We start from the raw sequence: 24,236 nt of genomic DNA on the forward strand, positions 1-24,236 counted from the left end.
CGAGCGGTTAACGCTCGACCGTCATCGCGACGCCCATGCCGCCGCCGATGCACAGCGTGGCGAGGCCCTTGTGCGAGCCGCGCCGCACCATCTCGTGGAGCAGCGTCACCAGGACGCGGGCCCCCGACGCGCCGATCGGGTGGCCGATGGCGATGGCGCCGCCGTTGACGTTGACCTTGGCCTGATCCCAGCCGAGGTCCTTGTTGACCGCGCAGGCCTGCGCCGCAAAGGCTTCGTTGGCTTCGATCAGGTCGAGATCGTCGACCGACCACCCCGCCTTCTTCAGCGCCTTCCGCGACGACGGGATCGGCCCCGTGCCCATCAGCGCCGGGTCGACGCCGGCCGTCGCCCACGACACGATCCGCGCCAGCGGCGTCAGCCCGCGCCGCGCCGCCTCCGCCGCCGTCATCAGCAATACCGCCGCCGCCCCGTCGTTGATGCCCGACGCGTTGCCCGCGGTCACCGTGCCGTCCTTCTGGAACGCCGGGCGCAGCTTGCCGAGCGTGTCCATCGTCGTGCCGGCGCGGATGTATTCGTCGTCGCTGACGATGGTGTCGCCCTTGCGGCCCTTGATCGTCACCGGCACGATCTCGTCCTTGAACTTGCCGGCCTTCTGCGCCGCCTCGGCCTTGTTCTGCGAGGCCAGCGCGAATTCGTCCTGCTGCTGGCGCGTGATCTGGAACTCGCGCGCGACGTTCTCCGCGGTGATGCCCATCGGGTAGCCGTTGAAGGCATCGACCAGCCCGTCCTTCATCATCGTGTCGATGAACGATACGTCGCCCATCTTGTGACCAGCGCGCAGATGCGCAGCGTGCGGCGCCATCGACATCGACTCCTGCCCGCCGGCGATGATGATCGACGCGTCGCCGTTGGCGATCTGCTGCATGCCGAGCGCGACCGAGCGCAGGCCCGACCCGCAGAGCTGGTTGAGCACCCACGCCGTCGTCTCCTTCGGCAGCCCGGCGCCCATCGACGCCTGCCGCGCCGGGTTCTGCCCTTCGGCCGCGGTCAGCACCTGGCCGAGAATTACTTCGTCGACTTCCGCCGCCTCGACCTTCGCCCGCTTCAGCACCTCGGCGATTGCCGCGGCGCCGAGCTCGTGCGCCGGCAGGTTGGCGAAGGCGCCGTTGAAGGAACCGACCGCGGTGCGGGCGGCGGCGGCGATGACGATGTCGGTGGCGGGCATGGGATGGGAACTCCGGATTTAACGATTGGGCGGACTCCTGAACGCGGCTGCTAACCATGTCAATCGTTGCAGCGCGGCAGAGAGAACGGCAGCGCACAATATATTGGCGCGACTTGGAAAAAGCCCGTATCTTGGAAGGGTTAGGGAAGAATGCCGGCTATGCAAAAAGAAGCCGGCCAGGAAAACGTCACCTACGTTTACGGACTATCCGCCATGGCCAAGGACGACGAGCCGACCGTCATCAAGAAGTACGCCAACCGGCGCCTCTACAACACCGGCACGTCGACTTACGTGACGCTGGAGGACCTTGCCGGAATGGTGAAGAACGGCGAGGATTTCACCGTCGTCGACGCGAAGTCGGGCGAGGACATCACCCGCACGGTGCTGACCCAGATCATCTTCGAGCAGGAGAACAAGGGGCAGAATCTTCTGCCGATAACCTTCCTGCGCCAGTTGATCCGCTTCTACGGCGACTCGATCCAGAACCTCATCCCGACCTACCTCGATTTCTCGATCGACTCGCTCGTCCGCGACCAGGACAAGCTGCGCGGCCAGATGACCAACGCCTTCGGCCCGGGCGCCTTCACCCCCGGCGCGTTCACGCCGGGTGCGCTGGGCTCCGGCGCGATGACCGCGATCAACGAGCAGGTCCGCCGCAACACCGAGATGTTCGAGCAGGCGATGCGGATGTTCCTGCCCTTCGGCAACGGTGCCGCGAAGCCTGACGCCTCGCCGCGGCCAACGCCGGCCGCTGCGCCCAAGGCGGAAGGTGGCGACATCGACGCGCTGAAACGCCAGCTCGACGAGATGCAGAACCGCCTCGACCGGATGTCCGACAAGAAGTAGCGCCGCCACTGTCGTCCCCGCGAAGGCGGGGACCCAGTAGACGCCGGCGTCGGTTGCAGCACGGACTCGCCACATCCACACAATCGTCGTCCCGGCGAAACCCGGGATCCAGGAGCACGCCGGAGGAGTGCGGAAAAATGGTCTTTGCTTCGGCCTGGACCCCGGCTTTCGCCGCCGGGTGACGGCAGTGGGGATGCAGAATGGCAGGTGAAGGCGGAAGCGACGCCGGCTCGAACTGCTAGCCGGCCCGCCGCGCCGGCACCCGCGGATTGGTCAGCGCCCACTCCGGGCTCGCCATGCCGGTGAGCGTCCCCTGGATGAGGTGGACGCCATAGGTGCCGAGCAGCGTCGCCGTCTCCTCGTCCTGCACCCACTCGGCCACGACTTCGATATCGAAATTCTGCGCCAGCGCCGTCAGCGCCTTGACGAACGCCTGGTCGTCCTTCGAGCGCGGCAAATTCTGGATGAACTCGCCGGCAATCTTGACCATGTCGACGTCGAGAGTCCGCAGATGCCGGAACGACGAGAAGCCGGCGCCGAAATCGTCGATTGCCACGGGGCAGCCGAGATCGTGGATGGTGGCGACGAAATGCGACGCCTCCTCGAGATTGCGGATAACCGCAGTCTCGGTGATCTCGACGATCAGCCGCCCGGCAATATCGGGCCGCCGCGAGACCGCCGCCGCCAGTCGCGACAGCCACTCGGCGTCGCCGACCGTCTCGCCCGAGACGTTGAGCGACAGCCGCGCCGTCGGCGTCCCCTCCAGCGCATCGAGCGTCCGCCCGAGCGTGTAGTTATCGATCAGCCGGATGAGGCCGAGCTGCTCGCAGAGCTCGATGAAATCCGTCGCCGGCGCGAAAGTGCCATTGGCGCGCTCGAGCCTGAGCAGCCCCTCGTGAAAATTGATCGCCCGCGTCTTGAGGTCGACGACCGGCTGGAAGAACAGGCGGAGGTGGTTGCTTTCCAGCGCCGCTACCATCTCCGACGACAGCGCCGCATTGGCGCGGCGCTTGGAGTCGCGGTTGGCCGACGGCGTGTAGGCAACGAAGCGGCCGTAGCCGCGCGTGCGTGCGCTGTGCAGGCTTTCCTGGGCCCGCGCCAGCGCCTCGCTCACCGAACGGCCATGGCGCGGCAGGCTGACGCCGCCGATCGACACCGTGACCGCCACCGAACTTTCGCCGGCGGTGATGACGCCGTTGCGGATCGCGGCATGGAAGCGTTCCGCCGCGGCGTGCATCGCCTCGTCGTCGCAATTCATCAGCACGATGCCGAGCTTGTTGCCCGAGTAGCGGCCGATCGCATCGCCGTCGCGAAGCTGCGTCTTGATCCGCCGCGCCGCCGCGGCGAAAACCTGGTCGGCGGTGTCGAAGCCATAGGCTTCGTTGATGGCGCGGAACGAGTCGACCGCCACGATCAGGAAACAGATCGAGGTGCGGAAGCGCTTCGCATTGTTGAGCGCCTCGCCAAGCGTGGCGAGGAGATGCTGGCGGTTGAAATATCCGGTGAGCTCGTCGTAGCGCGACAGGAACGCCAGCCGCTGCTCGCGCTCGTGGCGCTCGTTGATGATGCGGAGCACGCCGCGCGCCAGTGCCGGGCGGCCGGTCGCATCGGCGAACCAGCGGCCGGAGTCCTCGACGATCAGCCTGCGCTCGCTCGGCACGCCGTCCGGCAGCAGCACATACTGCACCTCGTACGGAACGCCGTCGCCGGTATCGCCGGCGGTGCCGTTCAGCACGACGTCGTGCCGGCTGGTGAGATTGGCGGGGTCGAGCAGCAGCGCGAAGCTGTGCCCGGTGGCGATCGCCTCAGCCGAGGCGAGGCCCAGCACCTCGGCGGCGTTGTCGCCCCAGCGGATCGCGTCCGTCTCGATCGTCCACTCGTAGACGACCTCGCCGACCGCGGTCAGGATCTCGTCGATGCTGGCGGCGGCGCCACGCGTCGCATGGCCGGCGATCGCCGGCCGCGCCAGGGGCGGAGTTTCGATGACCTCGTCCAAGTTTCGTTCCTTCCGCTGCCGCGAGGCGGCGGGCACGCGCGTTGCGTCGCCGTCCGCCATAGCAGGCGGAGCCTTAAAGAAGCGACAAAGCTACACGTCCGGCGCGCCGGCGGGCGCCCCTGCCCGCCCCGCGGTTAACGGAGCGTTAGTGGTGGACGCCTTGATCGACGCCTGCGCCGAACGAGATGTCGCGCTGCGCCGTGCGGATCGAGATGGTGAATCCGGCAACAACGTCGAACAGCGCGATCGCGGTGAGGATGAAGAACAGCGAGTCGCCGGCGACCGGCACGACGATGAATTCGACCACGTATACGATCAGCAGGATGGTCGAGATGATGTGGTTGGCGATGGTGGCGGTCCGCGCCGGCAGCGCCGAGCGCAGCGTCTCGAAGAACAGCATGATGAGGCCGAGCAGGATCATCAGGTCGCTGGGCGTCACCGGCCAGGTTTCGCCCGAGATCAGCGGCACACTGAACAGGTCCTTGAGCCAGATGCTTTCGGCGCCCGGGGCGACGCCGACCGCGTAGCCGATAACGTTGAACAGGATCAGCGGAACGATCGTCAGCGGAATGGCGGTCAGCATGGAACTCCCCCGGTTTTACGCGCGCCCGCGATCATAGCGCATTGATCCAGAAAGGAAAAAGGCCGGCGACGGGCCGGCCTTTCAAATACGCGCCGCGAATGACGGCTAGGTGTCGCTCTTCGGCGTGATCACCTGGCGCCCGCGGTACATGCCCGACTTGAGGTCGACATGGTGGGGACGGCGAAGCTCGCCGGAATCCTTGTCTTCGACGTAGGTCGGCGCCTTCAGCGCGTCCGCCGAGCGGCGCATGCCGCGCTTGGACGGCGAGGTCTTTCGTTTCGGAACGGCCATGACTGCTAATCCTTACGGGTATTTGAGTGGGCGCCTTATAGCGGGGGCCGCGGATAGAGGCAATCGATATAGGCGCCGGCCATTCTGGCCCGTTCCGCAATGGTCCGGGCCAGCGCCTGCAAGGCTGCGGAGGGCCGCGAGGGGTCGCGCACCCACGGGTTCGGCAGCGCCGCCGTCAGCAGCGCCGCCTGGCCGGCGGTTAACTGATCCGCCCCCCGTTTGAAGTAGTGCCGCGCCGCCGCCTCAGCCCCGAAGATGCCCGGCCCCCACTCCACGATGTTGAGGTAGATCTCCATCTCGCGCTGCTTGCCCCAGACGAAGTCGGCGTAAAGCGCGATCGGCATCTCGACCGCCTTGCGCAGGTACGAGCGCGAGTTCCACAGGAACAGATTCTTCGCTGCCTGCATGGCGATGGTCGAGGCGCCGCGCGGCCGGTCGTCTTCGCGGTCCAGTACCTTGGACAGTTCGTCCCAGTCGACGCCGCGATGGCTGCAGAATTTGCCATCCTCCGACATGATCACCGAGGCGACCAGCGCCGGCGAAATTTTGTCGAACGGCACCCAGGTCCGCTGCACGTCGCCGCCGCGCGCGACGAAGTCGAACGCCATCAGCGTCGAGACCGGCCACACGAACCGGTAGACCGGCACCAGCACGACCGGGATCAGAATGAGGACCACGACGACCCGCCGGACGAGCCGCCAGAGGCCGCGGCGCTTGGGTCTGTCGCTGGGGGGATCGTCGCTCACCCCCGTCGCATAGCCGCCCGCCCGGCGCCACGCAATCTTGACCGCCGCCGCCTTCCGCGCCATCGAAGCGGCATGGCTGAGTTCCAGGTGGAACTGAAGATGGCGGCGGCGACGACCGAGGTCGTGCTGGATTCGCTCCTGTCCGGCACCCTCATGGCCGGCGAAGCCGAGTGGCCCGACCGGCTGCGGGCGGCCATGCGCCACGCCGTGCTGGGCCCCGGCAAGCGCCTGCGCCCCTTTCTGCTGATCGAATCCGCCCGCGTCTTCGGCAACGTCGGCAACGGCCCGATCCGCGCCGCCGCCGCGCTGGAATGCATCCACTGCTACAGCCTGATCCACGACGACCTGCCGGCGATGGACGACGACGACCTCCGCCGCGGCCGCCCGACTGTGCACAGGGCTTTCGACGAGGCGACCGCGATCCTTGCCGGCGACGCGCTCCAGACCCTGGCGTTCGCTATCCTCGCCGACCCCGCCACCGACGCTGACGCGCGCCTGCGCGTGGCGCTCATCGCCGGCCTCGCCGCCGCCTCGGGCGCCGGCGGCATGGCCGGCGGCCAGCAGCTCGATCTCGCCGCCGAGACGCGCCGGCTCGACGAAGACGAAATCCGCCACATGCAGGCGCTGAAGACCGGCGCCCTGTTCCGCTATGCCTGCGACGCCGGCGCCCTCCTCGGCCGCGCCTCGACCGAGAAGCGCGAGCGCCTGGCAAAATTCGGCGCGCAGCTCGGCCTCGCCTTCCAGTTGGCCGACGACCTGATCGACGCCACCGGCAGCGCCAGGACCGCCGGCAAGGCCACGGCAAAGGACGCCGACCGCAACAAGGCGACGCTGGTCAGGCTGCACGGCGTCAAGGGCGCCCGCGCGCTGCTCGACGAAGCGGTCGCCGAGGCGCTGGCGCTGATCGCTCCGTTCGGCCCGCAGGGAAAAATTCTCGCCGATGCGGCCCGCTTTGCCGGCTCACGCGAGATGTAAGACCGCCCTCCACGGCTACTTCAGCGAAATATATCGCCCGGTCCCCAGCACCACGGTCTTGGCGAGATCGGCGCGGAGCTGCGTCGCGTCCGGTGAGCTCACGTCCGCGCCCTTGGCGACGAGTATCTGCAGCACGTCCCACGCATGCTTCTCGATGGTACTGGGCGACGACGGCCGGATGCGCTTGTCGTAGAAGGCCACGGTCACCGTGACCGCCGGCGAGTCCGCCGTCGGCGGTGGCACCAGCGCGTTCGGGTCGAGGATACCGCCGGCGATCGCCTGCTCGACCAGCGTGAACGCTTCCGGCGTGTGGTCGGGCAAACTACGCCACGACAGATCGGCGCTCGCCGCAAAGTCGAGGAAGTCGAGCGCCTCCTGCGCGGTGTACGGCTTCTTGTTGGCGATGCGGTCGTCGACGTCGTCGCTGCGGTCGAGGTAGTCGCTCTGGAACTGCATCTCGGCATCGGCGCCGGCCACCTGCTCCGCCGCTTGCTGCTGGCCCCTGACGAAGAAGTCCACGACCCACGGCGCGAACCCGGCCGCGACGATGACCACCAGCGCCACCGCCAGCAGCGAACGCCGCACACGCCTGGTCCGCGACACGGCTCCGAACGCGACGCCGCACGCGAGCAGGATCGCGATGAGCGCACCGCCGAACGCCACGCTCACCGGTGCGGGCCACGACGGCCGCAGCAGATCGTTCAGCCAGAAAAGGATGAGGCTGATGACGCTCGCCACCGCCACGACAAAGGGCAGAAGAAAATAGACGACGACGCGGTTCATCAGCAGGTTCCCTGCCCGCGATAGAGCAGCGAGGTCGGCCGGCAGCCGCCGGGTGTGCGGACGGAAAGATTGGCGGAAGGCATCGGCAGCCCCGTTGAGTCGCCGTCGAGAATATCGCGCCCCGCCTGCATGTGCACATGCAGCGCCGGCCGCCCGGATGCGCCCGAAAGCCCGCAGCGCGCCACGATTTCGCCGGCCGCCACCGCATCGCCGACCTCGACCTTCGGCGACCCCTGCATGAGCGACCCGAGCACGACGTACGCGGCATCGCTTCGCCGGATAACGATGTGGTTGCCGAACCGGTGCTGTCCGACCGCAGCGAAATTCGGATACGCGTCGAGCATCTCGACGACGACCCCGTCGCTTGGCGCCATTACCGGCTGGTTGAGGCAGGTCTCCGCCGGCCGCCCGAAAGGATCGAGCGGCATGAGCTCAAAGCCGAAGCGCGTATTTGCTGCGGCGCAGTCGCCGCTGCTTCTGCCCGCACACGGCGGTCCGTCGAGCGCGATCCACCCGCCAGCGACCATCATCATCAGCGGCGACGCGGCAAACCCCGGTGTGGCGGACAGCAGAAGAAACGCAAGCGCGAGCCGACGCATCGCGCCAGCATACACGTCGAGGATCGGGTCTAGCGGTGGAGCTGCGGCTGGTACGGCGTGTTGATCACGCGGATGTCCGGGCGATACCACGTGCCGCCGTTGTAATAGACCAGCACGTTCTCGCGGCGCGGATGGCGCCCGATATGGTTGATCCAGTCGATCGGCGAGCCGCACGCCTGCGCGACGATGTAGGCAACCTGGCCCGGCTTCCACACATGATCGACCTGACGCGTGCCCGCCCCGCACTCATCGTCCGGCTGGGCATAGATGACCGAAGGCGGCGGCGGCGCCGGCATGTCGGCGGCGAACGCCGCCGGCGCAGCGACCGTGGCAAGGGCAGCGATGGCAACCAGGGCGCGGAGCGACATCGGCGGACCTCGGAGAAGAGAAAAGAGGCGATACGCAAGCACCAGTTTCGCCTTGGCCCCATTTGGACCGAAGGTGATTAGAAAGGGGTTAAGGCCGCGCACCCAAGTGAAAGAAAAGAATCGGGAAAATCGATTGCGCTAAAGCGCCACGCGAACGGAGCGGATCACGTTCGCGGAATGCCCGCCGGGTCAGCGGGCAGGAGTATCGTCAGGCGGGAGAAGCGAGGGGAGGCTTGTGGCCTCCCCTCGAGATCAAACTAGGTCGACAGAACGTCGATGTCCGGCGCGCGATGGCGGATCGGAGCCGGACGGCCGGCACCCGCCTGCAGCAGCGTGTAGAACAGGCCGAGCGCGTAGATCGCGGCGAGCGGCGCGTGCGCGACCACCGTGTCGAGCGTCGCCGGCTCGCTGAGCGCGATCGGCGCGAAGACGTAGATGGCCGGGGCGATGACCGCAGCGAAGCGGAGGCCGATCGAGCCGAACACGAAGCCGAGCAGCGCGAGGACGGCGAACGACAGTTCGGCGTAGGCGGCTTCCGGCGAAGCGACCACGGGCGAAGCGTGGATCGCGGCGATGGCCGAGGCGCCGAGCGCGCCCTTGGTGACCGCGCCGTAGAGGAACAGCACACCAATCGTCCAGAACAGGTAGGAGCGGAACAGCACCTCGACGATGCGGCGGCCAGAGTGCGGCTTGCGCATGACGATGAGGGCGAGAACGGCGAATACCAGGCCAACGACAAGCAGCGTCAGCGGCAGGCGGTTGAGAGCAAACTCGAGATATTGGCCGAAGGCCGACGACGGGTTCATGGAGGTACTCCTACAGGTTACGCATACGCGGTACTGCCTCGAAGGTTATCCACAGCTTGCACAGGCACAAGAGGGCTTGGTTAATAAGGGCTTACTGTGTCTTCCTCGCCTCTATTCCCTGTCTTTTTCTGCAGTTTCGCCAGATGGAAAATGGCGGAATCCCGCGAAACCTGTCCTCTCGTCAAAGACTTGGAATAAGCCCGGCTTCGCAAATGGCCGGTCTCAGGCGGACGGCTCCGGCGCCAGGATCGGCGTCGCGTGGTCCGAAGGCCTTGCCGGACGGTCAACCGCCGCTTGCAGCAGCAGGAGCACCGCCCCGATCGTGACGATGGTCAGCTCCACCGCATGGGCGATCAGCCCGTCCATGGTCGGCGTCGTGGCGAGCAGCGGCGCCACCATGTAGATCGCCGGCCCCAGCACGGCGGCGGCGCGCAGACCGATGTTGCGTGCCAGCGCCAGGAACGCGATGGCCGCGAACGCCAGGTAGGCGTAGGCCGCCTCCGGCGAGGTCGTGTCCGCCGGCACCATCAGCCAGTTGGCGGCGTCCGTCCCGAACGCCCCGGAGGCCGTGGCTTTGGCGAGAAACAGCAGCCCGATCGTGAAGAACATGTAGCCGCCGAACAGAATGCCGACGATCCGCCGCCCCGGGTGCGGTTTGGGGAGCGCCGCCAGCATCACCACCGCATAAACCAGCCCCGCGATCAGCGCCGTCAGCGGCAGGTGGTCGCGGGCACTCTGGATCCAGGTGGCGAAATCAGGCGGCGGCATGGTTGGCGGCTCCGTTCTGCTGCGGGTCTAGCTCAGGTGGAAAAGGTGCAAAGGCCGGGCCAGTCGGGCCGGCTACTCGTCGTTGCTGGCGTTGAGCTTGTCGACGGGGATGGCCTTGGCTTCCCCTTTCTTCGCCGGCTTCGGATCGCGGTTTGAGCCTTGCGGCTTCGGCTGCTGCTTGGCCGCAGCGCCGGCGTCCTTCTTTTCCAGTTTCTTGTCGGCCATCGTCGCCTCCCCTATTCGGCAGCGTCGGCGGACGCGCCATGCCCGAACCGGCGATCGACATATTCGCCGACCATCTTGCGGAAGTCATCGGCGATCATCGGCCCGCGCAGCGTCGCCGCCTTCTTGCCGTCGATGAACACCGGCGCCGCCGGCTGCTCGCCGGTGCCGGGCAGCGAGATGCCGATGTCGGCGTGCTTGGATTCGCCCGGCCCGTTGACGATGCAGCCCATCACCGCGACCTTGAGCGCCTCGACGCCCGGATATTTCCTGCGCCACTCCGGCATCGCCTCGGCGAGGTCGGTCTCGATGCGCTTGGCGAGTTCCTGGAACACCGTCGAGGTCGTGCGCCCGCACCCGGGGCACGCCGCCACCACCGGCACAAAGGCGCGGAAGCCCATCGTCTGGAGCAGTTCCTGCGCCACCTGCACTTCACGCGTCCGGTCGCCGCCGGGCTCCGGCGTCAGCGAGATGCGGATCGTGTCGCCGATCCCCTGCTGCAGCAGGATGCCGAGCGCCGCCGACGAAGCGACGATGCCCTTCGATCCCATGCCGGCTTCGGTGAGGCCGAGGTGCAGCGCGTGGTCCGAGCGCGCCGCCAGCATTGTGTAGCAGGCGACGAGATCCTGAATCTGGCTGACCTTCGCCGAGAGAATGATTTTCGACCGCGGCAGGCCGAGCGCCTCCGCCTGCGCCGCCGACAAGAGCGCCGACTGCACGATCGCCTCGCGCATCACGTCGCGCGCGTCCATCGAATTGGGCGAGACCGCGTTCTCGTCCATCAGCCGCGTCAGCAGCGCCTGGTCGAGCGAACCCCAGTTGACACCGATGCGCACCGGCTTGTCGTTCTTCAGCGCGATCTCGATCAGCGTCGCGAACTGCGTGTCGCGCTTGGCGCCGAAGCCGACGTTGCCCGGATTGATGCGATACTTGTCGAGCGCTTCGGCCGCCGCCGGATAGTTCGTCAGCAGCGTGTGGCCGTTGTAGTGGAAGTCGCCGATGAGGGGCACGCGAAGCCCGCGCTTGGCGAGCCCGTCACGGATATGCGGCACCGCCGCCGCCGACTCCTCGCGGTCGACGGTGATGCGCACGATCTCCGATCCCGCCCGCGCCAGCGCCGCCACCTGCCGTATGGTGCCTTCGATATCGGCCGTGTCGGTATTGGTCATCGACTGCACGACCACCGGCGCACCGCCGCCGACCTGCACGCCGCCCACCATCACCGGCACGGTGACGTGACGATCGAGCGGAGCGGAGAGATACGACATCAGTCCGCCTGGCAGCGAGCGCAGAGCCCGCGCACCTCGAGCACGCGCAGCCGCGGCAGGAATTCGCGGCTTTTCGTTTCCGCCGTCACCAGCGAGCCGAGCGCGTCGGAGGAAGCCTCCGCCGCCGCGCCGCAATTGTCGCAGATGAGAAACAGCGTCGCGCCCGGCTCGCACTCGTCGCCGCGATCGCAGGCGACGAACGCGTTCTTCGACTCGATCCGGTGCGCAAAATTGTGCGCGGTGAGAAACTCCAGAGCGCGGTACACCGACACCGGCGCCAGCCGCGCCTCGCCATGCCCTGCCAGCCGGTCGATCACGTCATAGGCCGAGGCCGGCACGTGACTCTCCAGCAAGGCTTCCAGCACCTGCCGCCGCTGCTCGGTAAACCGCAGCCCCTCCCGCGCGCAGATCTCCTCCGCGTGGCGCAGGGCTTCCGCCTCGCAGCGCGCGTGGTCGTGCTCGCGGTGTTCCAGGACGGGGCTGACGTGCGGCATGGTTTCCAAGCTCTAGCATGGCCCGCGACGGCGCGGAGGATGCCATGCAATATATAGGATAGCGGCGGTAAATCGCGAGGGTAAGACGGCCATGCTGAAGGGCAGGACTGCGCTGGTAACCGGCTCGACCTCGGGCATCGGCCTGGGGCTGGCAACGGCCTTTGCCGCCGAGGGCTGCAACGTCGTCCTTAACGGCTTCGGCGAGGCCGCGCCAATCGAGAAACTCCGCGCCGGCCTCGCCAGGGATCATGGCGTCACCGTCGCCTATTCGCCGGCGGATATGTCCAAGGCCGACGACATCGCCGCCATGGTTGCCGACGCCGAGAAGGAATTCGGCGCCATCGATATTCTCTGCAACAACGCCGGCATCCAGTTTGTCTCGCCGGTCGACGAATTCCCGATCGACAAATGGAACGCCATCATCGCGATCAACCTCACCTCGGCGTTCCTGACGATACGCGCCGCGCTGCCGAAGATGAAAGCGAAAGGCTGGGGCCGCATCATCAACACGGCGAGCGCGCACGCGCTCGTCGCCTCGCCTTTCAAGGCGGCCTACGTCGCCGCCAAGCACGGCATCGCCGGCCTGACCAAGACCGTGGCGCTGGAAGTCGCGACCAAAAACATCACCGTCAACGCGATCTGCCCCGGCTACGTCTGGACGCCGCTGGTCGAGAAGCAGATCCCCGACACGATGAAGGCGCGCAACCTGACCGCCGAGCAGGTGAAGAACGACGTCATCCTCGCCGCGCAACCGACCAAACAGTTCGTGACCACCGAACAGGTCGCCGCCCTCGCCGTCTTCCTCGCCTCGGATGCAGCGAAATCGATCACCGGCGCACTGCTGCCGATGGACGGCGGCTGGACGGCGGCATAGCTACGCCACGCGCGCGCCGGCCTGCGTCCGCCATGCGCCGCGCCGCGGCCGCCCGTACGTCTTCCACGTCGATGTCGGCAACAACGTCGGCTGACGATGCACCGCGACGCCGGACTGCACCGCGACAGCGGCAGCCCCGCGCCGGTGCGCTAAGGCGGCAGCCCGGCGCGGAGATATCCGTCGTTGAAGTGCTCGCGGTCGCCGTCGTGGCGGAAGGGTTGCGTCTTCGCCCACCCCGCGGTCGAGAAACCCGGCGTCGTGAGCAGGAACCCCTCCGCCTCCCGCCGTCCTTCCTCCACCCGCCCAAGCTGAACCAGCGCCGCCGCCAGAATGCGCCGCGAGCCGGAACCGCGGGTCGACTCGTGGCTGAGCGTTTCCGCCGCGTCCGCATAGAGCCCCGCGGCGTACTGCGCCCAGCCGAGCAGCCAGTAGTATTGGCTGGGCGGCTGCGGGTTGAGCCGAAAGGCATTGCGGGCGCTTTTGATAGCCTCCATCGCCCGCCCGTCGAAGACCAGGATGTCGGCGTAGAGCGCCCAGGCTTCGGCGTCGTTCGGATTGAGGCGCAGCGTCGATTCGATGTCGGCGATGCCGCCGGTGAGGTCGCCGGCGTAGGCCCTGAGATAGCCGAGCACCATGTGGGCGTCGGCATTGCCGGGGTCGAGTTCGACCGCGCGGCGCGCGGCGGCCAGCGCGTCGGCTTGCCGGGCCTCCTCGCCCCAATAGATCCAGCTGAAGTGATAGCTCATCGCGCGCCAGGCGTGCGCGGCGGCAAAGCTCGGATCGAGCGCCAGCGACTTGTCGAGCAACACCAGCCCGGCGCGGTTTTTCTCCGGCGACATGGTCACCAGCGGCCGCGCCCTGATGAACAATTCGTATGCTTCGAGGTTCGTCGGCCGCCGCGTCGGCAGCGCCCGCGCCAGGGGCAGAACATCGGATAGCGCGTTGACGATGCGCCCGACTACCTCGTCCTGGAGCTTGAAGATATCGACGAGATCGCGGTCGAACCGGTCCACCCACAGATGCGTGTTATCGACCGTATCGATCAGGCGGGCGCTGATGCGGACGCGGGCGTCGGCGCGGCGGACACTGCCCTCGATGAGATAGCGCACGCCAAGCTCGCGCGCGATCGTGCGCACGTCGCTCGTGCTACCCCGGTAGGCGAATGATGAATTGCGGGCGATGACCAGCAGACCGGGCACTTTCGACAGGTCGTCGATCAGATCCTCCGCCAGGCCGTCGGCGAAATATCCCTGCTCGGCATCGCTGCTCAGGTTGGAGAAGGCGAGCACCGCGATCGACGGCTTGCCGGCCAGCGGCTCCACCGAAACCGCGCTCGCCGCCGGCCTTATCAGGCGGTAGCCGATACGCGGCACGGTCGCTATCCACGTCTCGCCGCTCGGCGATTCGCCGAGCGCCTTGCGCAGCGCCGCGATCTGGACGGTCAGATTGCTTTCCTCGACCGCCGCGTTCGGCCAGCCGGCGTTCATCAGGTCGCCCTTGCCGACCGCGCGGCCGTCCGCCTCGATCAGCGCCTTGAGCAACGCCGCACCACGACTCGAAATCGCGACCGCGACCCCATCGCGCGACAGCGCGCCGTGGGTGTCGAGAACGAACGGACCGAACGCGAGAGCGCCATCAGCCATGGCTGCGACTCTATACTGCGTGCCGGCCTTCGTGGAACCGATCCACGCCGGCCTCGCGCATTGCGGAAGCGCCAATCGTGTCCGGCGATACTACCGACCGCGTCACCGGTCGATCGGCGGCCCCTCGAACACATGGCCCGCATACTGCGGCAGGTCGTCGGTGATCTCGTCCCACGCCGCCTTCGACGCGACGAAGATGTGCTCGCTCGGCCGGATCGACGGCGCATCGACCAGCGTGCCCATCGACACGTGCACCCGTTCGCCCACCGCTGAAAAGAGAAACGCGCCGCACCTGCCGCAGCGGATGTCGCCGTGCTCGCGCGTCCCGTAGATCAGCAGCGAGTCCTCGCCCTTGGTGATGCGCAGCTTCTCCACCGCGATGCCGGCGAACGGCTTCGCGGCCGCGCCCGTCGCCGCCCGGCAGCGCGAGCAGTGGCAGTACGCGGCGTACAGGAATTCGTCGGCGACGGCGTATTCCACGGCCCCGCACAAGCACCGCCCGGTCAACATCGCCATGCCGATCTCCGTTTCCCTCGCGGCTTGGTCGAGCCGGATGCCGCGATTTCGACGCCCGCCGCTGAAAAAAATGATAGCCGGCGCGGTCGAAATCCGCCGCCGCCGCTCGACCAGAGGCGTATCCTAGCCAATCCCCGACAGGAGCCGCCAATGCGCTACCTCTGCCTGGTCTATTTCGAGCCCAACATCTTCGACAAGTTCACGCCCGCCGAAGGCGCGGCGTTCACTAACGAATCCCTCACCTACGACGAATCTCTCATGGCCCGCGGCCTGTTCGTCGACGCCAACGCGCTGCAGTCGACGGACCAGGCCAAGACCGTCCGCGTCCGCAACGGCAAAGCGTCGGTCACCGACGGTCCCTTCGCCGAGACGCGCGAGGTGCTCGGCGGCTACGTCATGGTCGAGGCGCCGAACATCGACGAGGCGCTGAAGGCCGCCGCCGGCATCCCGCTCGCCCGCCTCGGCAGCGTCGAGGTCCGCCCCATCCTTCAACTCGGCAAGACCTGAGGACCACGCCCATGCAGTACGTTCTTCTCATCTATCAGGGCGATCCCCGCGGCGTCGTCAGCGAGGCCGTCATCGCCGAGTACATGACCGAGATCGCCGCCCACAACGAGGACATGAAGCGGAGCGGCCATTTCATCGCGACCGCCGGCCTTGGCTTTCCGGATACGGCGACGTGCGTGCGCCAGGTGAACGGCAAGACGCAGATGACCGACGGGCCGTTCGCCGAGACGAAAGAATATCTCGGCGGCCTCTACATCATCGAAGCACGCGACCTGAACGACGCCCTGAAGCAAGCCGCGGCGCTGCCGATGACGCGCTTCGCCACCATCGAGGTGCGCCCGGTCAACCACCTCGAAGTCGTCGCCTGAGCGACATGGCGGACGCCGGCAAGCGCGAGGTCGATGCGGTCTACCGCGCCGAGCGCGGCCGCGTGCTCGCCACCCTCATCCGCCTCCTCGGCAATTTCGATCTCGCCGAGGAGGCGGTCCACGACGCCTTCATCGCCGCCGCCGAGCAGTGGCCGCGCGAAGGTCTGCCGGCCAACCCGCGCGCCTGGCTGGTCTCCGCCGGCCGCTTCAAGGCCATCGACAAGCTCCGCCGCCGGGCCCGCTTCGATGCCGCCCAGGAAGACATCGCCATGCTGATCGAGGGCAATGCCGAAACCGAGGACGCCGCGGCCATCGCCGACGACCAGCTCCGCCTCATCTTCACCTGCTGCCACCCGGCGCTGTCGTCGGACGCGCAGGTGGCGCTGACGCTCCGCGAAATCTGCGGCCTGACCACCGAGGAAATCGCCCGCGCCTATCTCGCCGGCGCGCCGCGCATCGCCCAGCGCATCGTCCGCGCCAAGGCCAAGATCCGCGACGCCCACATCCCCTACGAGATGCCGGAGAAGGCCGACCTGCCCGACCGCCTCGATGCCGTGCTCCACGTCATCTATCTCGTTTTCAACGAAGGCTACGCCGCCACGGCCGGCCCGAGCCTCACCCGCGCCGATCTTTCCAGCGAAGCGATCCGCCTCGGCCGCCTGCTGGTGGCGCTGCTGCCCGATGCCGAGGCCGTCGGCCTGCTGGCGCTGATGCTGCTGCACGAGTCGCGCCGCGCCGCCCGCGCGTCGCCGTCCGGCGACCTGGTGCTGCTCGCCGATCAGGACCGCGCACGCTGGGACCGCGCGCTCATCGCCGAGGGAACCGCGCTCGCCGCGCGCGCGATGGCCGCGCCGGTCGTCGGCGCCTACGCCATCCAGGCGGCAATCGGCGCCGCGCATGCCGCGCCGGCGACCGACTGGACCGAGGTCGTCCGGCTCTACGATCTCCTGCTCCACGCCAACCCTTCGCCGGTGGTCGCGCTGAACCGCGCCGTCGCAGTGGCGATGCGCGACGGCCCCGCCGCCGGCCTTGCCCTCATCGATTCGATCATGGCCGACGGCGTCCTCGCGGAGTTCCATCTCGCCCACGCCGCACGCGCCGATCTGCTCCGCCGCCTCGGCCACGTGTCCTCGGCGCGCGCAGCGTACGGACGCGCGCTGACGCTCGCCGGGCAGGAGCCGGAACGCCGGTTCCTCCGCAAGCGACTGGAAGAATTGACGGAGTAACTTAGCCGGCATTTCTCCACAGGGCTGACACACGAATTTTATGTTCTGTTGCTAGTCTGAATTATATTTATGTGCCTAAGTATCGTCATCAATATTTCACTGTTAAATCCCGCGATGCACAGTAAATCGTCGGCTGCCTTTTCCTCACATCCACGAGGCTCCGATGAACAAGAATCTCCTCACTGCGGTCGGCGCGCTGGCACTCAGCGCATCGCTCGCCGCTCCCGCCATGGCGGACAAGACCAAGTTCGATTTCTGGTTCGGCCTGACGGGCGACCTCGCCCAGCGCGTCGGCGAGGTGTGCCAGCACTTCAACGACTCGCAGGCTGATTTCGAAGTCGTCTGCACCAGCCAGGGCAATTACGACCAGACCCTGCAGAACACCATCGCCGCCTTCCGCGCCGGCAACCAGCCGACCGTGGTCCAGGTTTACGACGTCGGCACCGCGACCATGATGCTGTCCGGCGCCTACTATCCGGCGAACAAGCTGATGGCCGAGAACGGCTACACCGTGAAGTGGGACGACTACTTCCCCGGCATCGCGCGCTACTACGCCGCCTCGAACGGCGACATGTACTCCTTCCCCTTCAACTCCTCGACCGCGCTCCTCTACTGGAACAAGGCCGACTTCGCGAAGATCGGCAAGACCGAAGCGCCGAAGACCTGGGAAGAAGCGGCTGAGGACATGAAGCTGCTCAAGGACGCCGGCTCGGCCTGCCCGATGGGCATCAACATCAGCGCCAACGAAAGCTGGCAGCTCCTCGAGCAGTTCTCCGCCATCCACAACGAGCCCGTCGCCACCAAGGACAACGGCTTCGGCGGTCTCGACACCGAGCTGGTCTTCAACAAGACCAAGTTCGTCAAATACGTCACCGACCTGAAGAGCTGGTACGACCAGGGCCTCGTCAAGATCAAGGCCAAGGAAACCGGCAAGACCTTCGTCGAAGCCTTCGCCGCCGGCGAATGCGACATGATGATGACCTCGGTCGGCGATCACGGCACGGTTGCCAAGATCGCGGTGCCGGGCCTCGACTGGGACGTCGCCGAACTTCCGGTCTACGCCGGCACCGAGCGCAAGAACTCGCTCGTCGGCGGTGCTTCGCTCTGGGTCCTCGCCGGCAAGTCGCCGGCCGAGTACAAGGGCGCGGCCGCCTTCCTGAACTTCATTGCCCAGCCGGAGCAGGCTCTGTTCTGGTCGACGGTCACCGGCTACATCCCGGTCACCAAGAGCGGCTTCGACTACATGAAGGCGCAGGGCTTCTACGACAAGCCGCCGTACACGGGCCGCGAGGTCGCGATCGCATCGCTCACCGCCTCCGAGCCGACCCCGATCACCCGCGGCGTCCGCATCGGCAACTTCACGCAGATCCGCGCTGAAGTTTCGAACGGCCTGCAGGAGATCTTCGCCAACAACAAGCCGGTGCAGGAAGCCATCGACGGCGTCGTCGAGCGCGGCAATGCGCTGATCAAGCGCTTCGCCGACACCTACCCGGGCAAGACCCTGCCGTAGGCAGTCCGATGGCGAACACCGCCACAGAGCAAATGGTGCGCGGCCCCCGGAGCGTTCCGGGGGCCGCGACTGCCTCCGCGCCGGTCGCCAGGCCCAGGCCCCAGACAAACGACAAGCGCGTCTATTTCGAGAACCGCTGGATCGGCATCGCCTTCGTCGTCCCCCAGGTCCTTCTCATCTTCACGTTTTTCTACTGGCCGGCGGCGCAGGCCGTGTACTGGGCCTTCACCCTCGAGCAGCCGTGGGGCGGCGGCAACACCTGGGTCGGCTTCAACAACTTCGCCGCCATCCTCCGCGATCCGGTCTACTGGAACTCGATCGTCCACTCCTTCGTCTTCGCCGTCGCCAGCACCGGCTCGGCCATGGGCATCGCACTGCTTTTCGCGCTGCTCGTCGATCGCCAGTTACTCGGCTACCGCGTCTTCCGCGCCGTGCTTGCCTGGCCCTACGCCATCGCCGCGCCGGCGCTCGGCCTCGCCTTCCGTTTCATCCTCGCGCCCGAGGCCGGCTTCTTCGCCGTCTTCAACCGCATCTGGCCGGGCGTCTGGGATCCCACCCTCGACGGTAACGACGCGATGATCGCGATCATCATCACGTTCGCGTGGAAGTACCTCGGCTACAACTTCATCTTCTTCCTCTCCGCCCTGCAAGGCGTGCCGCGCGCACTGCTGGAGTCGGCGGCCATCGACGGCGCCGGCTTCTTCAAGCGCGCCCGATACATCCAGATACCGCTGCTCACGCCGACGATCTTCTTCCTGCTCGTCATCAACATCACCGAAAGCTTCCAGGATTCGTTCGGCATCGTCGACATCATGACCAGCGGCGGCCCGGCGCGCGCCACCGAGCTGATGGTCTACAAGATCTACTTCGACGGCTTCCGCGGCCTCGATTATTCCGGCGCCGCCGCGCAGAGCATCATCCTCATGCTGCTCGTCATCGGCCTCACCATCGTCCAGTTCCGCTACATCGAGCGGCGCGTGCACTACACCTGAGGACGCCGATGATCGAGCGCACGCCCCTCCTCAACCTCGTCACCCAGCTCCTGCTGTTCCTCGGGCTGATCGTGGCGATCCTGCCGTTCGCGATCGTCCTCATCGCCGCCACGCACGACATCCGCGAGGTCAACACAGTGCCGATGTCGCTCGTCCCCGGCCACGAGCTGTTCGCGAATTTCGCCGAAGCCTGGCGGCGCGCCGACCTCGGCGTGAAGCTCACCAACAGCTTCATCTTCGCCGCCGGCGTCGCCTTCGGCAAAATCTTCATCGCCGCGCTGTCGGCCTACTCGATCGTCTACTTCCGCTATCCCGGCCGCATGCTGATCTTCTGGCTCATCTTCATCACGCTGATGCTGCCGCTCGAGGTGCGCATCGTGCCGACCTACGCGGTCGCCGCCAACGCCTTCCAGCCCTACCAGGGCCTGCTCGACCTTCTCGGCATCAACTGGGTCGTCGAGCATTTCACCGGCCAGCGCATCATGCTGAAGCTCAGCCTGCTCAACTCCTACGCCGGCCTGATCCTGCCGCTCATTGCGACCGCCACCGGCACCTTCCTCTACCGGCAATTCTTCCTCACCGTCCCCGACGAGCTGGCCGAGGCCGCGAAGATGGACGGCGCCGGCCCGCTGCGCTTCTTCTGGAGCATTCTGCTGCCGCTCTCGCGCACCAACATGGCGGCGCTCGGCACCATCCTGTTCGTGTGGACGTGGAACCAGTACCTGTGGCCGCTGCTGGTGACGACCGACCCCAGCCACGGCACCGCCGTCGTCGAGCTCAAGGAGCTGATCCCGTCGAACTACGGCATCCCGGATTGGAACGTAGCGATGGCCGGCACGTTTATCGTCATGCTGCCACCGCTGATTGTCGTGATCCTCACGCAGCGCTGGTTCGTCCGCGGGCTGATCGCGACCGAAAAATAGCCGCGCGCTTGTACATCGTCGCCGGGGCTGCTTTTCTCCGAATCGCGCGGGGGCGCTGGCCGGAGTCTGGCGTTTGCGACGTGTCTTTCAGTTAGCATTGGCGGTATCGCTCGTGGCCTTCAGCGTCGGCGCCGCGCACGCCGTCTCGCCGATCGATTTCGTGCAGCGCTTCCTCGCCAACCCGGCCAACGTCTTCGGCCGGACGCCCGGCGTGAAGCCGCGCCCCAAGCCCGCGCCCGAGACGCCGCTGCTGTCCGTCCCCCTGCCGCACCTGCGTCCGACCACCGCAACCGCAGTGCCGCCGCTGGGCTACCAGCCCGACGACGCCGACGACGGCATCGATGCCATCGCGACTGACGACATGCCGCTGCCGCGCCTGCGGCCGAAGGATCTGCTGCCCGCGCTGACACAGACCGCACCGGCGGCGAAGCCGACGCAGCCGGCGCCAAAAGTCGCAGCGCTGCCGAACGCCGCCCTGCCCGATCTCACCGAGCGGCCGGCGATCATGCCCGAGGCGTCCGCCCCGAAGGTCGCCTCGCTTCCCGACGCCCCGCTGCCCGATCTGGTCAAGCCGCCGCCCGCCGTCGACACCGCCTGCGGCGTCGCCATTGCCCAGCTCGGCGTCATCGCGACGCCGCTCGCCCCGATCCGCGACGAAGGCGATTGCGGCATCGAAAATCCCGTCGCCGTTTCGGCGCTGGACAGCGGCCAGATAAAATTCACCACCAAGGCGATCATCGACTGCCACCTCGCCGAGCGGCTGGCCAACTGGGTCAATGACGAGGTCAAGCCGAAGGTGCGCGCCGACTACGGCGAGGAGCTGACCGGCCTGCGCATCGCCGCCTCCTACTCCTGCCGCACGCGCGACAGCATCCCCGACGCCAAGATTTCCGAGCACGCCCACGGCAACGCCATCGACATCTCCGCCTTCCGCGTCGGCGAGCGCTGGGTCGAGGTGGAGAAGGGCTGGGCGAGCGACGGCGAGGACGCGACCTTCCTCGCCGATGCGCGGAAGTCAGCGTGCGGCCCGTTCACGACGGTGCTCGGCCCCGGGTCGGATTCCTTCCACGCCACCCACTTCCATCTGGACATGATCCAGCGCCGCACGGCAGGGCCGAGCAAGGGCCTCTACTGCCACTAGCCGTCGTCGCTATCTCGCCGCCACGACGCCGCCGGCCGGCCGCGACGCGGCCGCCTTGGCAAGCGAGCCGCGCGCCGCGAGCAGGATGGCCGTGCAGCCGACGTAGAACGCCACGCCGGCGGCATAGGTTTCGGCGATGCCGACTTCCATCGACAGCGCCACACCCGCGACCGACGCCAGCATCGACATGATGCCGTTCGCGCTCCAGAAGAACGGCAGGAGCTCGGCATCCCGCCGCCAGGTGCTGAGGCCCAGCGGAAACATCATGCCCATGAACAGCCCGGCCGGCGCCAGCAGCGCGATCGACAGGAGGATGCGGACGTCCGTCGCCGCCGACTGCGCCCACGCCGTGATGCCGGGCGTCGCCAGCCCGACCGCGACCAGAACGGCGAGCAGGCCGGCGGCGCGGAGCGCTACCGATGCCATGCCCGCCGGCTGGCGGCCGACGGTGGCGCTGCCGATGCCGCTGAACAGCAGCAGCGTGAACAGCACGACCGCGAGCCCATAGACCGGGTGCCCGAGGAACACCATCAGCCGCTGCATCTGCGCCACCTCGATCAGCATGAAGCCCATGCCGATCGCACTGAAATAGGCAACCGGCGGCGACAGCACCGACAGCGGAACGCGCCGCGCCAGCCGCACGAACGGAATGCCGACGTAGTAGAGGCAGGCGAAGAGCGTGCCGATGATGAGGATCACCGTGGTCGCCACGGCGATGTTGTTCTTGAACGGCGCCGACGCCGCCTGGAAGATCGCGCTGACGACGCGCGAGACGGTGGACCCTGCCCCGCTGGATTCGCCGCCCGCCGACGCTGCTTCCGCCACGATCGACCGGGCGCCGCCGAAAATATCGCGGAGCCGCGCCGTGTAGAAGAAGAACGGCCGGTTGTCCGTCGAGGGCGCGACATTCTCCGGCAGCGAATCGTAGAACGCGGCGTCGGCTTCGCCGGCAAGAATCGTCGAGGTGACGTCGTCGAATGCGACGTCGGGCCCGAGCAGCACCTTGAACCCCTCGGCCTCAAGCTTCGCCCGCGCATCGCGCCAGGCCGCGTCGGTGAACGCCTGCGGCCGCGTAACGACGGTGACGATATTTCCGGCGTTGACGGCGATCACATGGTTGCGAAGGTCGCCGGCCGGCACGCCGGTATTTTCCAGCGCCGTCGCCGCGATTGCGACCAGCCGGTAGAACTCGGCGGCATAGGCGCCGGGGCGATACCAGCGCGAAACGCTGAGCATGCCGCCCGGATTGAGCGCGCGGTAGAAATCCTGCCACGCCTCGACCGTATAGAGCCGGTTCTCCGTCAGCGTCAGTCCGCCCGCCGCCGTCGCCGCCCACGTGTCGATCAGCGAGATCTGCACGAGATCGTAGCGTTCGCTCGAATGGTTGATGTAGCTGCGCGCCTCGGCGTTGACGAGCGCCACGCCGGGCAGCTTGTCGAGATGCCCGCTGAAGTCCCCGAACCTGTCGGTCAGCACCTCGAATATCGCCGGATTGATCTCGATCCCGGTTATGCGCCCCGCCCCGAAATACCGCGCCGAGAGGACGTCGCGGCCGCCGCCGACGCCGACCACGGCGACATGATCGGCGGGCTGCACGAGATACGCCGCGTTGACGACGTCGTTCCTGAGATACGCAACCTTGCTGAGGTCGCCGTCGAAGCGCGTGATCACCGTCGCCGCATCGGCGTCGATGTCCAGCCGGTCCTGGTCGATCTTGCCTTCCTGCTGGCGCGCGAAGCCCCAACCCTCCGGCGCGCTCACGCCGAGCCCGATGACGCGCACCCGCGAATAGGTGTTCCACCGCTCGAACAGCGTGCCGGTCTGCGGCACGCCCTTGGCCCACAGCACGCCGAGGCCCCTGCCCGAAGCATGGAGCCCGGTGTGCGCTGCCGCCGCCACCGCGATCGTCAGCGCCACCGCGCCGCTGAAGCGTACCGCCCGGCTGGGCGCACCGCCCGCGGTCAGCAGCCATCCGGCGCCGGCGGTGAACGCCGCCATCCACAGCGTCGCGCTCACCGGATCGACCACCAGCAGCGCCAGGATCACGCCGAGGCAGCCGAGCGCCGCGCCTGACAGGTCGGCGGCGTACATCCAGCCGCCGCCGAACGGCAGCCGCGTCAGAAGCAGCGTCACGCAGATGCCGCTTTGCGTGAAGGGCAGCACGAACGCCAGCGTGGCGGCCGCCAGTACGCCGGCCAGGAGCGGCTCCGGCACGACGAGCGGCGCGCAAAGGAAAAGCGCCATCGTGCCGACGCCGGTAATCGCGAACAGCGCCGCGTGGCGCGCCACCTGCGCGGCGACGTTCTCGGCCGTATAGCGTTCCGGATTCTGGAAGACGTGGATCGCGCCGCGCGTCAGCCCGAGCATGGCGAGGGAAATCGCCGCGAACGCGAAATGATAGTAGAGCATGACGCTGAAGAAGCGCGTCATCAGGATCTGGTAGGCCAGCGTCGCGAACGCGACGGTGAAGATCGCGAAATAGTAGCGACCGCGTGCGGCCAACGTCGTCTCGAACAAGACCGGCCCCCAAGGCTTTCTTGAAACAATGCCAACGTGTATCTGCGCAGCGTTAAGAAACCTTTTGGCTCGGCGGACGGCGGCGCTG

General features: G+C 67.4%; 26 protein-coding genes. 10 read left to right on the forward strand and 16 right to left on the reverse strand.

What is annotated here, in order from left to right; genetic code table 11:
- Positions 1-7: 7 nt before the first annotated feature.
- The gene (locus WDM94_15480; protein ID MEJ0013976.1) at positions 8-1,186 is read right to left on the reverse strand and encodes an acetyl-CoA C-acetyltransferase; all 1,179 of its coding nucleotides are present in this window, start codon (positions 1,184-1,186) and stop codon (positions 8-10) included.
- Between the two features lie 213 nt (positions 1,187-1,399).
- Here WDM94_15480 and phaR point away from each other — a divergent pair, with 213 nt between their 5' ends.
- The gene (gene phaR / locus WDM94_15485) at positions 1,400-2,032 is read left to right on the forward strand and encodes a polyhydroxyalkanoate synthesis repressor PhaR (protein MEJ0013977.1); all 633 of its coding nucleotides are present in this window, start codon (positions 1,400-1,402) and stop codon (positions 2,030-2,032) included.
- A gap of 238 nt (positions 2,033-2,270) precedes the next feature.
- Here the strand turns inward: phaR and WDM94_15490 are convergent, their stop codons facing one another.
- The 4 genes from WDM94_15490 to mtgA form a co-directional block, all read right to left on the reverse strand.
- On the reverse strand, positions 2,271-4,028 hold the full coding sequence (locus tag WDM94_15490; GenBank protein ID MEJ0013978.1) for a bifunctional diguanylate cyclase/phosphodiesterase: 1,758 nt from the start codon (positions 4,026-4,028) through the stop codon (positions 2,271-2,273).
- Between the two features lie 145 nt (positions 4,029-4,173).
- A complete protein-coding gene (locus tag WDM94_15495; protein ID MEJ0013979.1) occupies positions 4,174-4,611 on the reverse strand; it encodes a hypothetical protein in 438 nt (145 codons plus the stop codon).
- A 105-nt stretch (positions 4,612-4,716) separates the two neighbouring features.
- Entirely contained in the window at positions 4,717-4,902 is a 186-nt protein-coding gene (gene rpmF / locus WDM94_15500) for a 50S ribosomal protein L32 (protein ID MEJ0013980.1), read from the reverse strand.
- A 35-nt stretch (positions 4,903-4,937) separates the two neighbouring features.
- On the reverse strand, positions 4,938-5,711 hold the full coding sequence (mtgA, locus tag WDM94_15505; protein MEJ0013981.1) for a monofunctional biosynthetic peptidoglycan transglycosylase: 774 nt from the start codon (positions 5,709-5,711) through the stop codon (positions 4,938-4,940).
- A 90-nt stretch (positions 5,712-5,801) separates the two neighbouring features.
- Here mtgA and WDM94_15510 point away from each other — a divergent pair, with 90 nt between their 5' ends.
- Positions 5,802-6,623, forward strand: a complete 822-nt coding sequence (locus tag WDM94_15510; protein ID MEJ0013982.1) for a polyprenyl synthetase family protein — start codon at positions 5,802-5,804, stop codon at positions 6,621-6,623.
- 15 nt (positions 6,624-6,638) lie between these two features.
- On the opposite strand, the gene WDM94_15515 is transcribed toward WDM94_15510, so the two are convergent.
- From WDM94_15515 to WDM94_15550, 8 genes are all read right to left on the reverse strand, one after another.
- Entirely contained in the window at positions 6,639-7,406 is a 768-nt protein-coding gene (locus WDM94_15515) for a hypothetical protein (GenBank protein MEJ0013983.1), read from the reverse strand.
- Positions 7,406-8,005, reverse strand: coding sequence for a M23 family metallopeptidase (locus tag WDM94_15520; GenBank protein MEJ0013984.1), 600 nt, complete (start codon positions 8,003-8,005; stop codon positions 7,406-7,408). The genes WDM94_15515 and WDM94_15520 overlap by 1 nt, the downstream gene beginning before the upstream one ends.
- A 29-nt stretch (positions 8,006-8,034) precedes the next feature.
- Complete coding sequence (locus WDM94_15525) at positions 8,035-8,373, reverse strand: hypothetical protein (protein MEJ0013985.1); 339 nt, start codon at positions 8,371-8,373, stop codon at positions 8,035-8,037.
- A gap of 257 nt (positions 8,374-8,630) precedes the next feature.
- Positions 8,631-9,179, reverse strand: coding sequence for a DUF6790 family protein (locus WDM94_15530; protein ID MEJ0013986.1), 549 nt, complete (start codon positions 9,177-9,179; stop codon positions 8,631-8,633).
- Positions 9,180-9,401: 222 nt separating this feature from the next.
- Positions 9,402-9,947, reverse strand: a complete 546-nt coding sequence (locus WDM94_15535; protein ID MEJ0013987.1) for a DUF6790 family protein — start codon at positions 9,945-9,947, stop codon at positions 9,402-9,404.
- A 72-nt stretch (positions 9,948-10,019) separates the two neighbouring features.
- Complete coding sequence (locus tag WDM94_15540; GenBank protein MEJ0013988.1) at positions 10,020-10,172, reverse strand: hypothetical protein; 153 nt, start codon at positions 10,170-10,172, stop codon at positions 10,020-10,022.
- Between the two features lie 11 nt (positions 10,173-10,183).
- On the reverse strand, positions 10,184-11,437 hold the full coding sequence (gene ispG / locus WDM94_15545; protein ID MEJ0013989.1) for a flavodoxin-dependent (E)-4-hydroxy-3-methylbut-2-enyl-diphosphate synthase: 1,254 nt from the start codon (positions 11,435-11,437) through the stop codon (positions 10,184-10,186).
- Entirely contained in the window at positions 11,437-11,931 is a 495-nt protein-coding gene (locus WDM94_15550; GenBank protein ID MEJ0013990.1) for a transcriptional repressor, read from the reverse strand. The genes ispG and WDM94_15550 overlap by 1 nt, the downstream gene beginning before the upstream one ends.
- Positions 11,932-12,022: 91 nt before the next feature.
- On the opposite strand from WDM94_15550, the gene WDM94_15555 reads away from it, so the two are divergent.
- A complete protein-coding gene (locus tag WDM94_15555; protein MEJ0013991.1) occupies positions 12,023-12,805 on the forward strand; it encodes a 3-hydroxybutyrate dehydrogenase in 783 nt (260 codons plus the stop codon).
- 149 nt (positions 12,806-12,954) lie between these two features.
- Here the strand turns inward: WDM94_15555 and WDM94_15560 are convergent, their stop codons facing one another.
- Together WDM94_15560 and WDM94_15565 are read right to left on the reverse strand one after the other, a co-directional pair.
- Entirely contained in the window at positions 12,955-14,448 is a 1,494-nt protein-coding gene (locus WDM94_15560; protein MEJ0013992.1) for a winged helix-turn-helix domain-containing protein, read from the reverse strand.
- Positions 14,449-14,550: 102 nt separating this feature from the next.
- Positions 14,551-14,964, reverse strand: a complete 414-nt coding sequence (locus WDM94_15565) for a GFA family protein (protein ID MEJ0013993.1) — start codon at positions 14,962-14,964, stop codon at positions 14,551-14,553.
- A gap of 150 nt (positions 14,965-15,114) precedes the next feature.
- Here WDM94_15565 and WDM94_15570 point away from each other — a divergent pair, with 150 nt between their 5' ends.
- From WDM94_15570 to WDM94_15600, 7 genes are all read left to right on the forward strand, one after another.
- Entirely contained in the window at positions 15,115-15,471 is a 357-nt protein-coding gene (locus WDM94_15570; protein ID MEJ0013994.1) for a YciI family protein, read from the forward strand.
- Between the two features lie 11 nt (positions 15,472-15,482).
- Positions 15,483-15,839: a YciI family protein gene (locus tag WDM94_15575; GenBank protein ID MEJ0013995.1), complete on the forward strand. Its 357-nt coding sequence runs from the start codon at positions 15,483-15,485 to the stop codon at positions 15,837-15,839.
- 5 nt (positions 15,840-15,844) lie between these two features.
- Entirely contained in the window at positions 15,845-17,065 is a 1,221-nt protein-coding gene (locus WDM94_15580) for an RNA polymerase sigma factor (protein ID MEJ0013996.1), read from the forward strand.
- Positions 17,066-17,228: 163 nt separating this feature from the next.
- Positions 17,229-18,575, forward strand: a complete 1,347-nt coding sequence (locus tag WDM94_15585; GenBank protein MEJ0013997.1) for an extracellular solute-binding protein — start codon at positions 17,229-17,231, stop codon at positions 18,573-18,575.
- A 32-nt stretch (positions 18,576-18,607) separates the two neighbouring features.
- The gene (locus tag WDM94_15590; GenBank protein ID MEJ0013998.1) at positions 18,608-19,567 is read left to right on the forward strand and encodes a sugar ABC transporter permease; all 960 of its coding nucleotides are present in this window, start codon (positions 18,608-18,610) and stop codon (positions 19,565-19,567) included.
- 8 nt (positions 19,568-19,575) lie between these two features.
- Positions 19,576-20,490: an ABC transporter permease subunit gene (locus tag WDM94_15595; GenBank protein ID MEJ0013999.1), complete on the forward strand. Its 915-nt coding sequence runs from the start codon at positions 19,576-19,578 to the stop codon at positions 20,488-20,490.
- Between the two features lie 112 nt (positions 20,491-20,602).
- On the forward strand, positions 20,603-21,631 hold the full coding sequence (locus tag WDM94_15600) for an extensin family protein (protein ID MEJ0014000.1): 1,029 nt from the start codon (positions 20,603-20,605) through the stop codon (positions 21,629-21,631).
- Between the two features lie 9 nt (positions 21,632-21,640).
- On the opposite strand, the gene WDM94_15605 is transcribed toward WDM94_15600, so the two are convergent.
- The gene (locus WDM94_15605; GenBank protein ID MEJ0014001.1) at positions 21,641-24,133 is read right to left on the reverse strand and encodes a hypothetical protein; all 2,493 of its coding nucleotides are present in this window, start codon (positions 24,131-24,133) and stop codon (positions 21,641-21,643) included.
- Positions 24,134-24,236 lie beyond the last annotated feature (103 nt).

This window comes from Bauldia sp. (assembly GCA_037200845.1).
Lineage (GTDB): Bacteria > Pseudomonadota > Alphaproteobacteria > Rhizobiales > Kaistiaceae > DASZQY01.

What these genes read in the sequence shown, in the direction of transcription:
- ispG (MEJ0013989.1), bottom strand. Translation starts at nt 11,437, where the DNA reads ATGTCGTATCTCTCCGCTCCGCTCGATCGTCACGTCACCGTGCCGGTG.
- rpmF (MEJ0013980.1), bottom strand. Translation starts at nt 4,902, where the DNA reads ATGGCCGTTCCGAAACGAAAGACCTCGCCGTCCAAGCGCGGCATGCGC.
- WDM94_15480 (MEJ0013976.1), bottom strand. Translation starts at nt 1,186, where the DNA reads ATGCCCGCCACCGACATCGTCATCGCCGCCGCCGCCCGCACCGCGGTC.
- WDM94_15535 (MEJ0013987.1), bottom strand. Translation starts at nt 9,947, where the DNA reads ATGCCGCCGCCTGATTTCGCCACCTGGATCCAGAGTGCCCGCGACCAC.
- WDM94_15585 (MEJ0013997.1), top strand. Translation starts at nt 17,229, where the DNA reads ATGAACAAGAATCTCCTCACTGCGGTCGGCGCGCTGGCACTCAGCGCA.
- WDM94_15510 (MEJ0013982.1), top strand. Translation starts at nt 5,802, where the DNA reads ATGGCCGGCGAAGCCGAGTGGCCCGACCGGCTGCGGGCGGCCATGCGC.
- WDM94_15565 (MEJ0013993.1), bottom strand. Translation starts at nt 14,964, where the DNA reads ATGGCGATGTTGACCGGGCGGTGCTTGTGCGGGGCCGTGGAATACGCC.
- WDM94_15550 (MEJ0013990.1), bottom strand. Translation starts at nt 11,931, where the DNA reads ATGCCGCACGTCAGCCCCGTCCTGGAACACCGCGAGCACGACCACGCG.
- WDM94_15495 (MEJ0013979.1), bottom strand. Translation starts at nt 4,611, where the DNA reads ATGCTGACCGCCATTCCGCTGACGATCGTTCCGCTGATCCTGTTCAAC.
- WDM94_15555 (MEJ0013991.1), top strand. Translation starts at nt 12,023, where the DNA reads ATGCTGAAGGGCAGGACTGCGCTGGTAACCGGCTCGACCTCGGGCATC.
- WDM94_15530 (MEJ0013986.1), bottom strand. Translation starts at nt 9,179, where the DNA reads ATGAACCCGTCGTCGGCCTTCGGCCAATATCTCGAGTTTGCTCTCAAC.
- phaR (MEJ0013977.1), top strand. Translation starts at nt 1,400, where the DNA reads ATGGCCAAGGACGACGAGCCGACCGTCATCAAGAAGTACGCCAACCGG.
- WDM94_15580 (MEJ0013996.1), top strand. Translation starts at nt 15,845, where the DNA reads ATGGCGGACGCCGGCAAGCGCGAGGTCGATGCGGTCTACCGCGCCGAG.
- WDM94_15540 (MEJ0013988.1), bottom strand. Translation starts at nt 10,172, where the DNA reads ATGGCCGACAAGAAACTGGAAAAGAAGGACGCCGGCGCTGCGGCCAAG.
- WDM94_15560 (MEJ0013992.1), bottom strand. Translation starts at nt 14,448, where the DNA reads ATGGCTGATGGCGCTCTCGCGTTCGGTCCGTTCGTTCTCGACACCCAC.
- WDM94_15570 (MEJ0013994.1), top strand. Translation starts at nt 15,115, where the DNA reads ATGCGCTACCTCTGCCTGGTCTATTTCGAGCCCAACATCTTCGACAAG.
- WDM94_15575 (MEJ0013995.1), top strand. Translation starts at nt 15,483, where the DNA reads ATGCAGTACGTTCTTCTCATCTATCAGGGCGATCCCCGCGGCGTCGTC.
- mtgA (MEJ0013981.1), bottom strand. Translation starts at nt 5,711, where the DNA reads ATGGCGCGGAAGGCGGCGGCGGTCAAGATTGCGTGGCGCCGGGCGGGC.
- WDM94_15595 (MEJ0013999.1), top strand. Translation starts at nt 19,576, where the DNA reads ATGATCGAGCGCACGCCCCTCCTCAACCTCGTCACCCAGCTCCTGCTG.
- WDM94_15520 (MEJ0013984.1), bottom strand. Translation starts at nt 8,005, where the DNA reads ATGCGTCGGCTCGCGCTTGCGTTTCTTCTGCTGTCCGCCACACCGGGG.
- WDM94_15525 (MEJ0013985.1), bottom strand. Translation starts at nt 8,373, where the DNA reads ATGTCGCTCCGCGCCCTGGTTGCCATCGCTGCCCTTGCCACGGTCGCT.
- WDM94_15590 (MEJ0013998.1), top strand. Translation starts at nt 18,608, where the DNA reads ATGGTGCGCGGCCCCCGGAGCGTTCCGGGGGCCGCGACTGCCTCCGCG.
- WDM94_15515 (MEJ0013983.1), bottom strand. Translation starts at nt 7,406, where the DNA reads ATGAACCGCGTCGTCGTCTATTTTCTTCTGCCCTTTGTCGTGGCGGTG.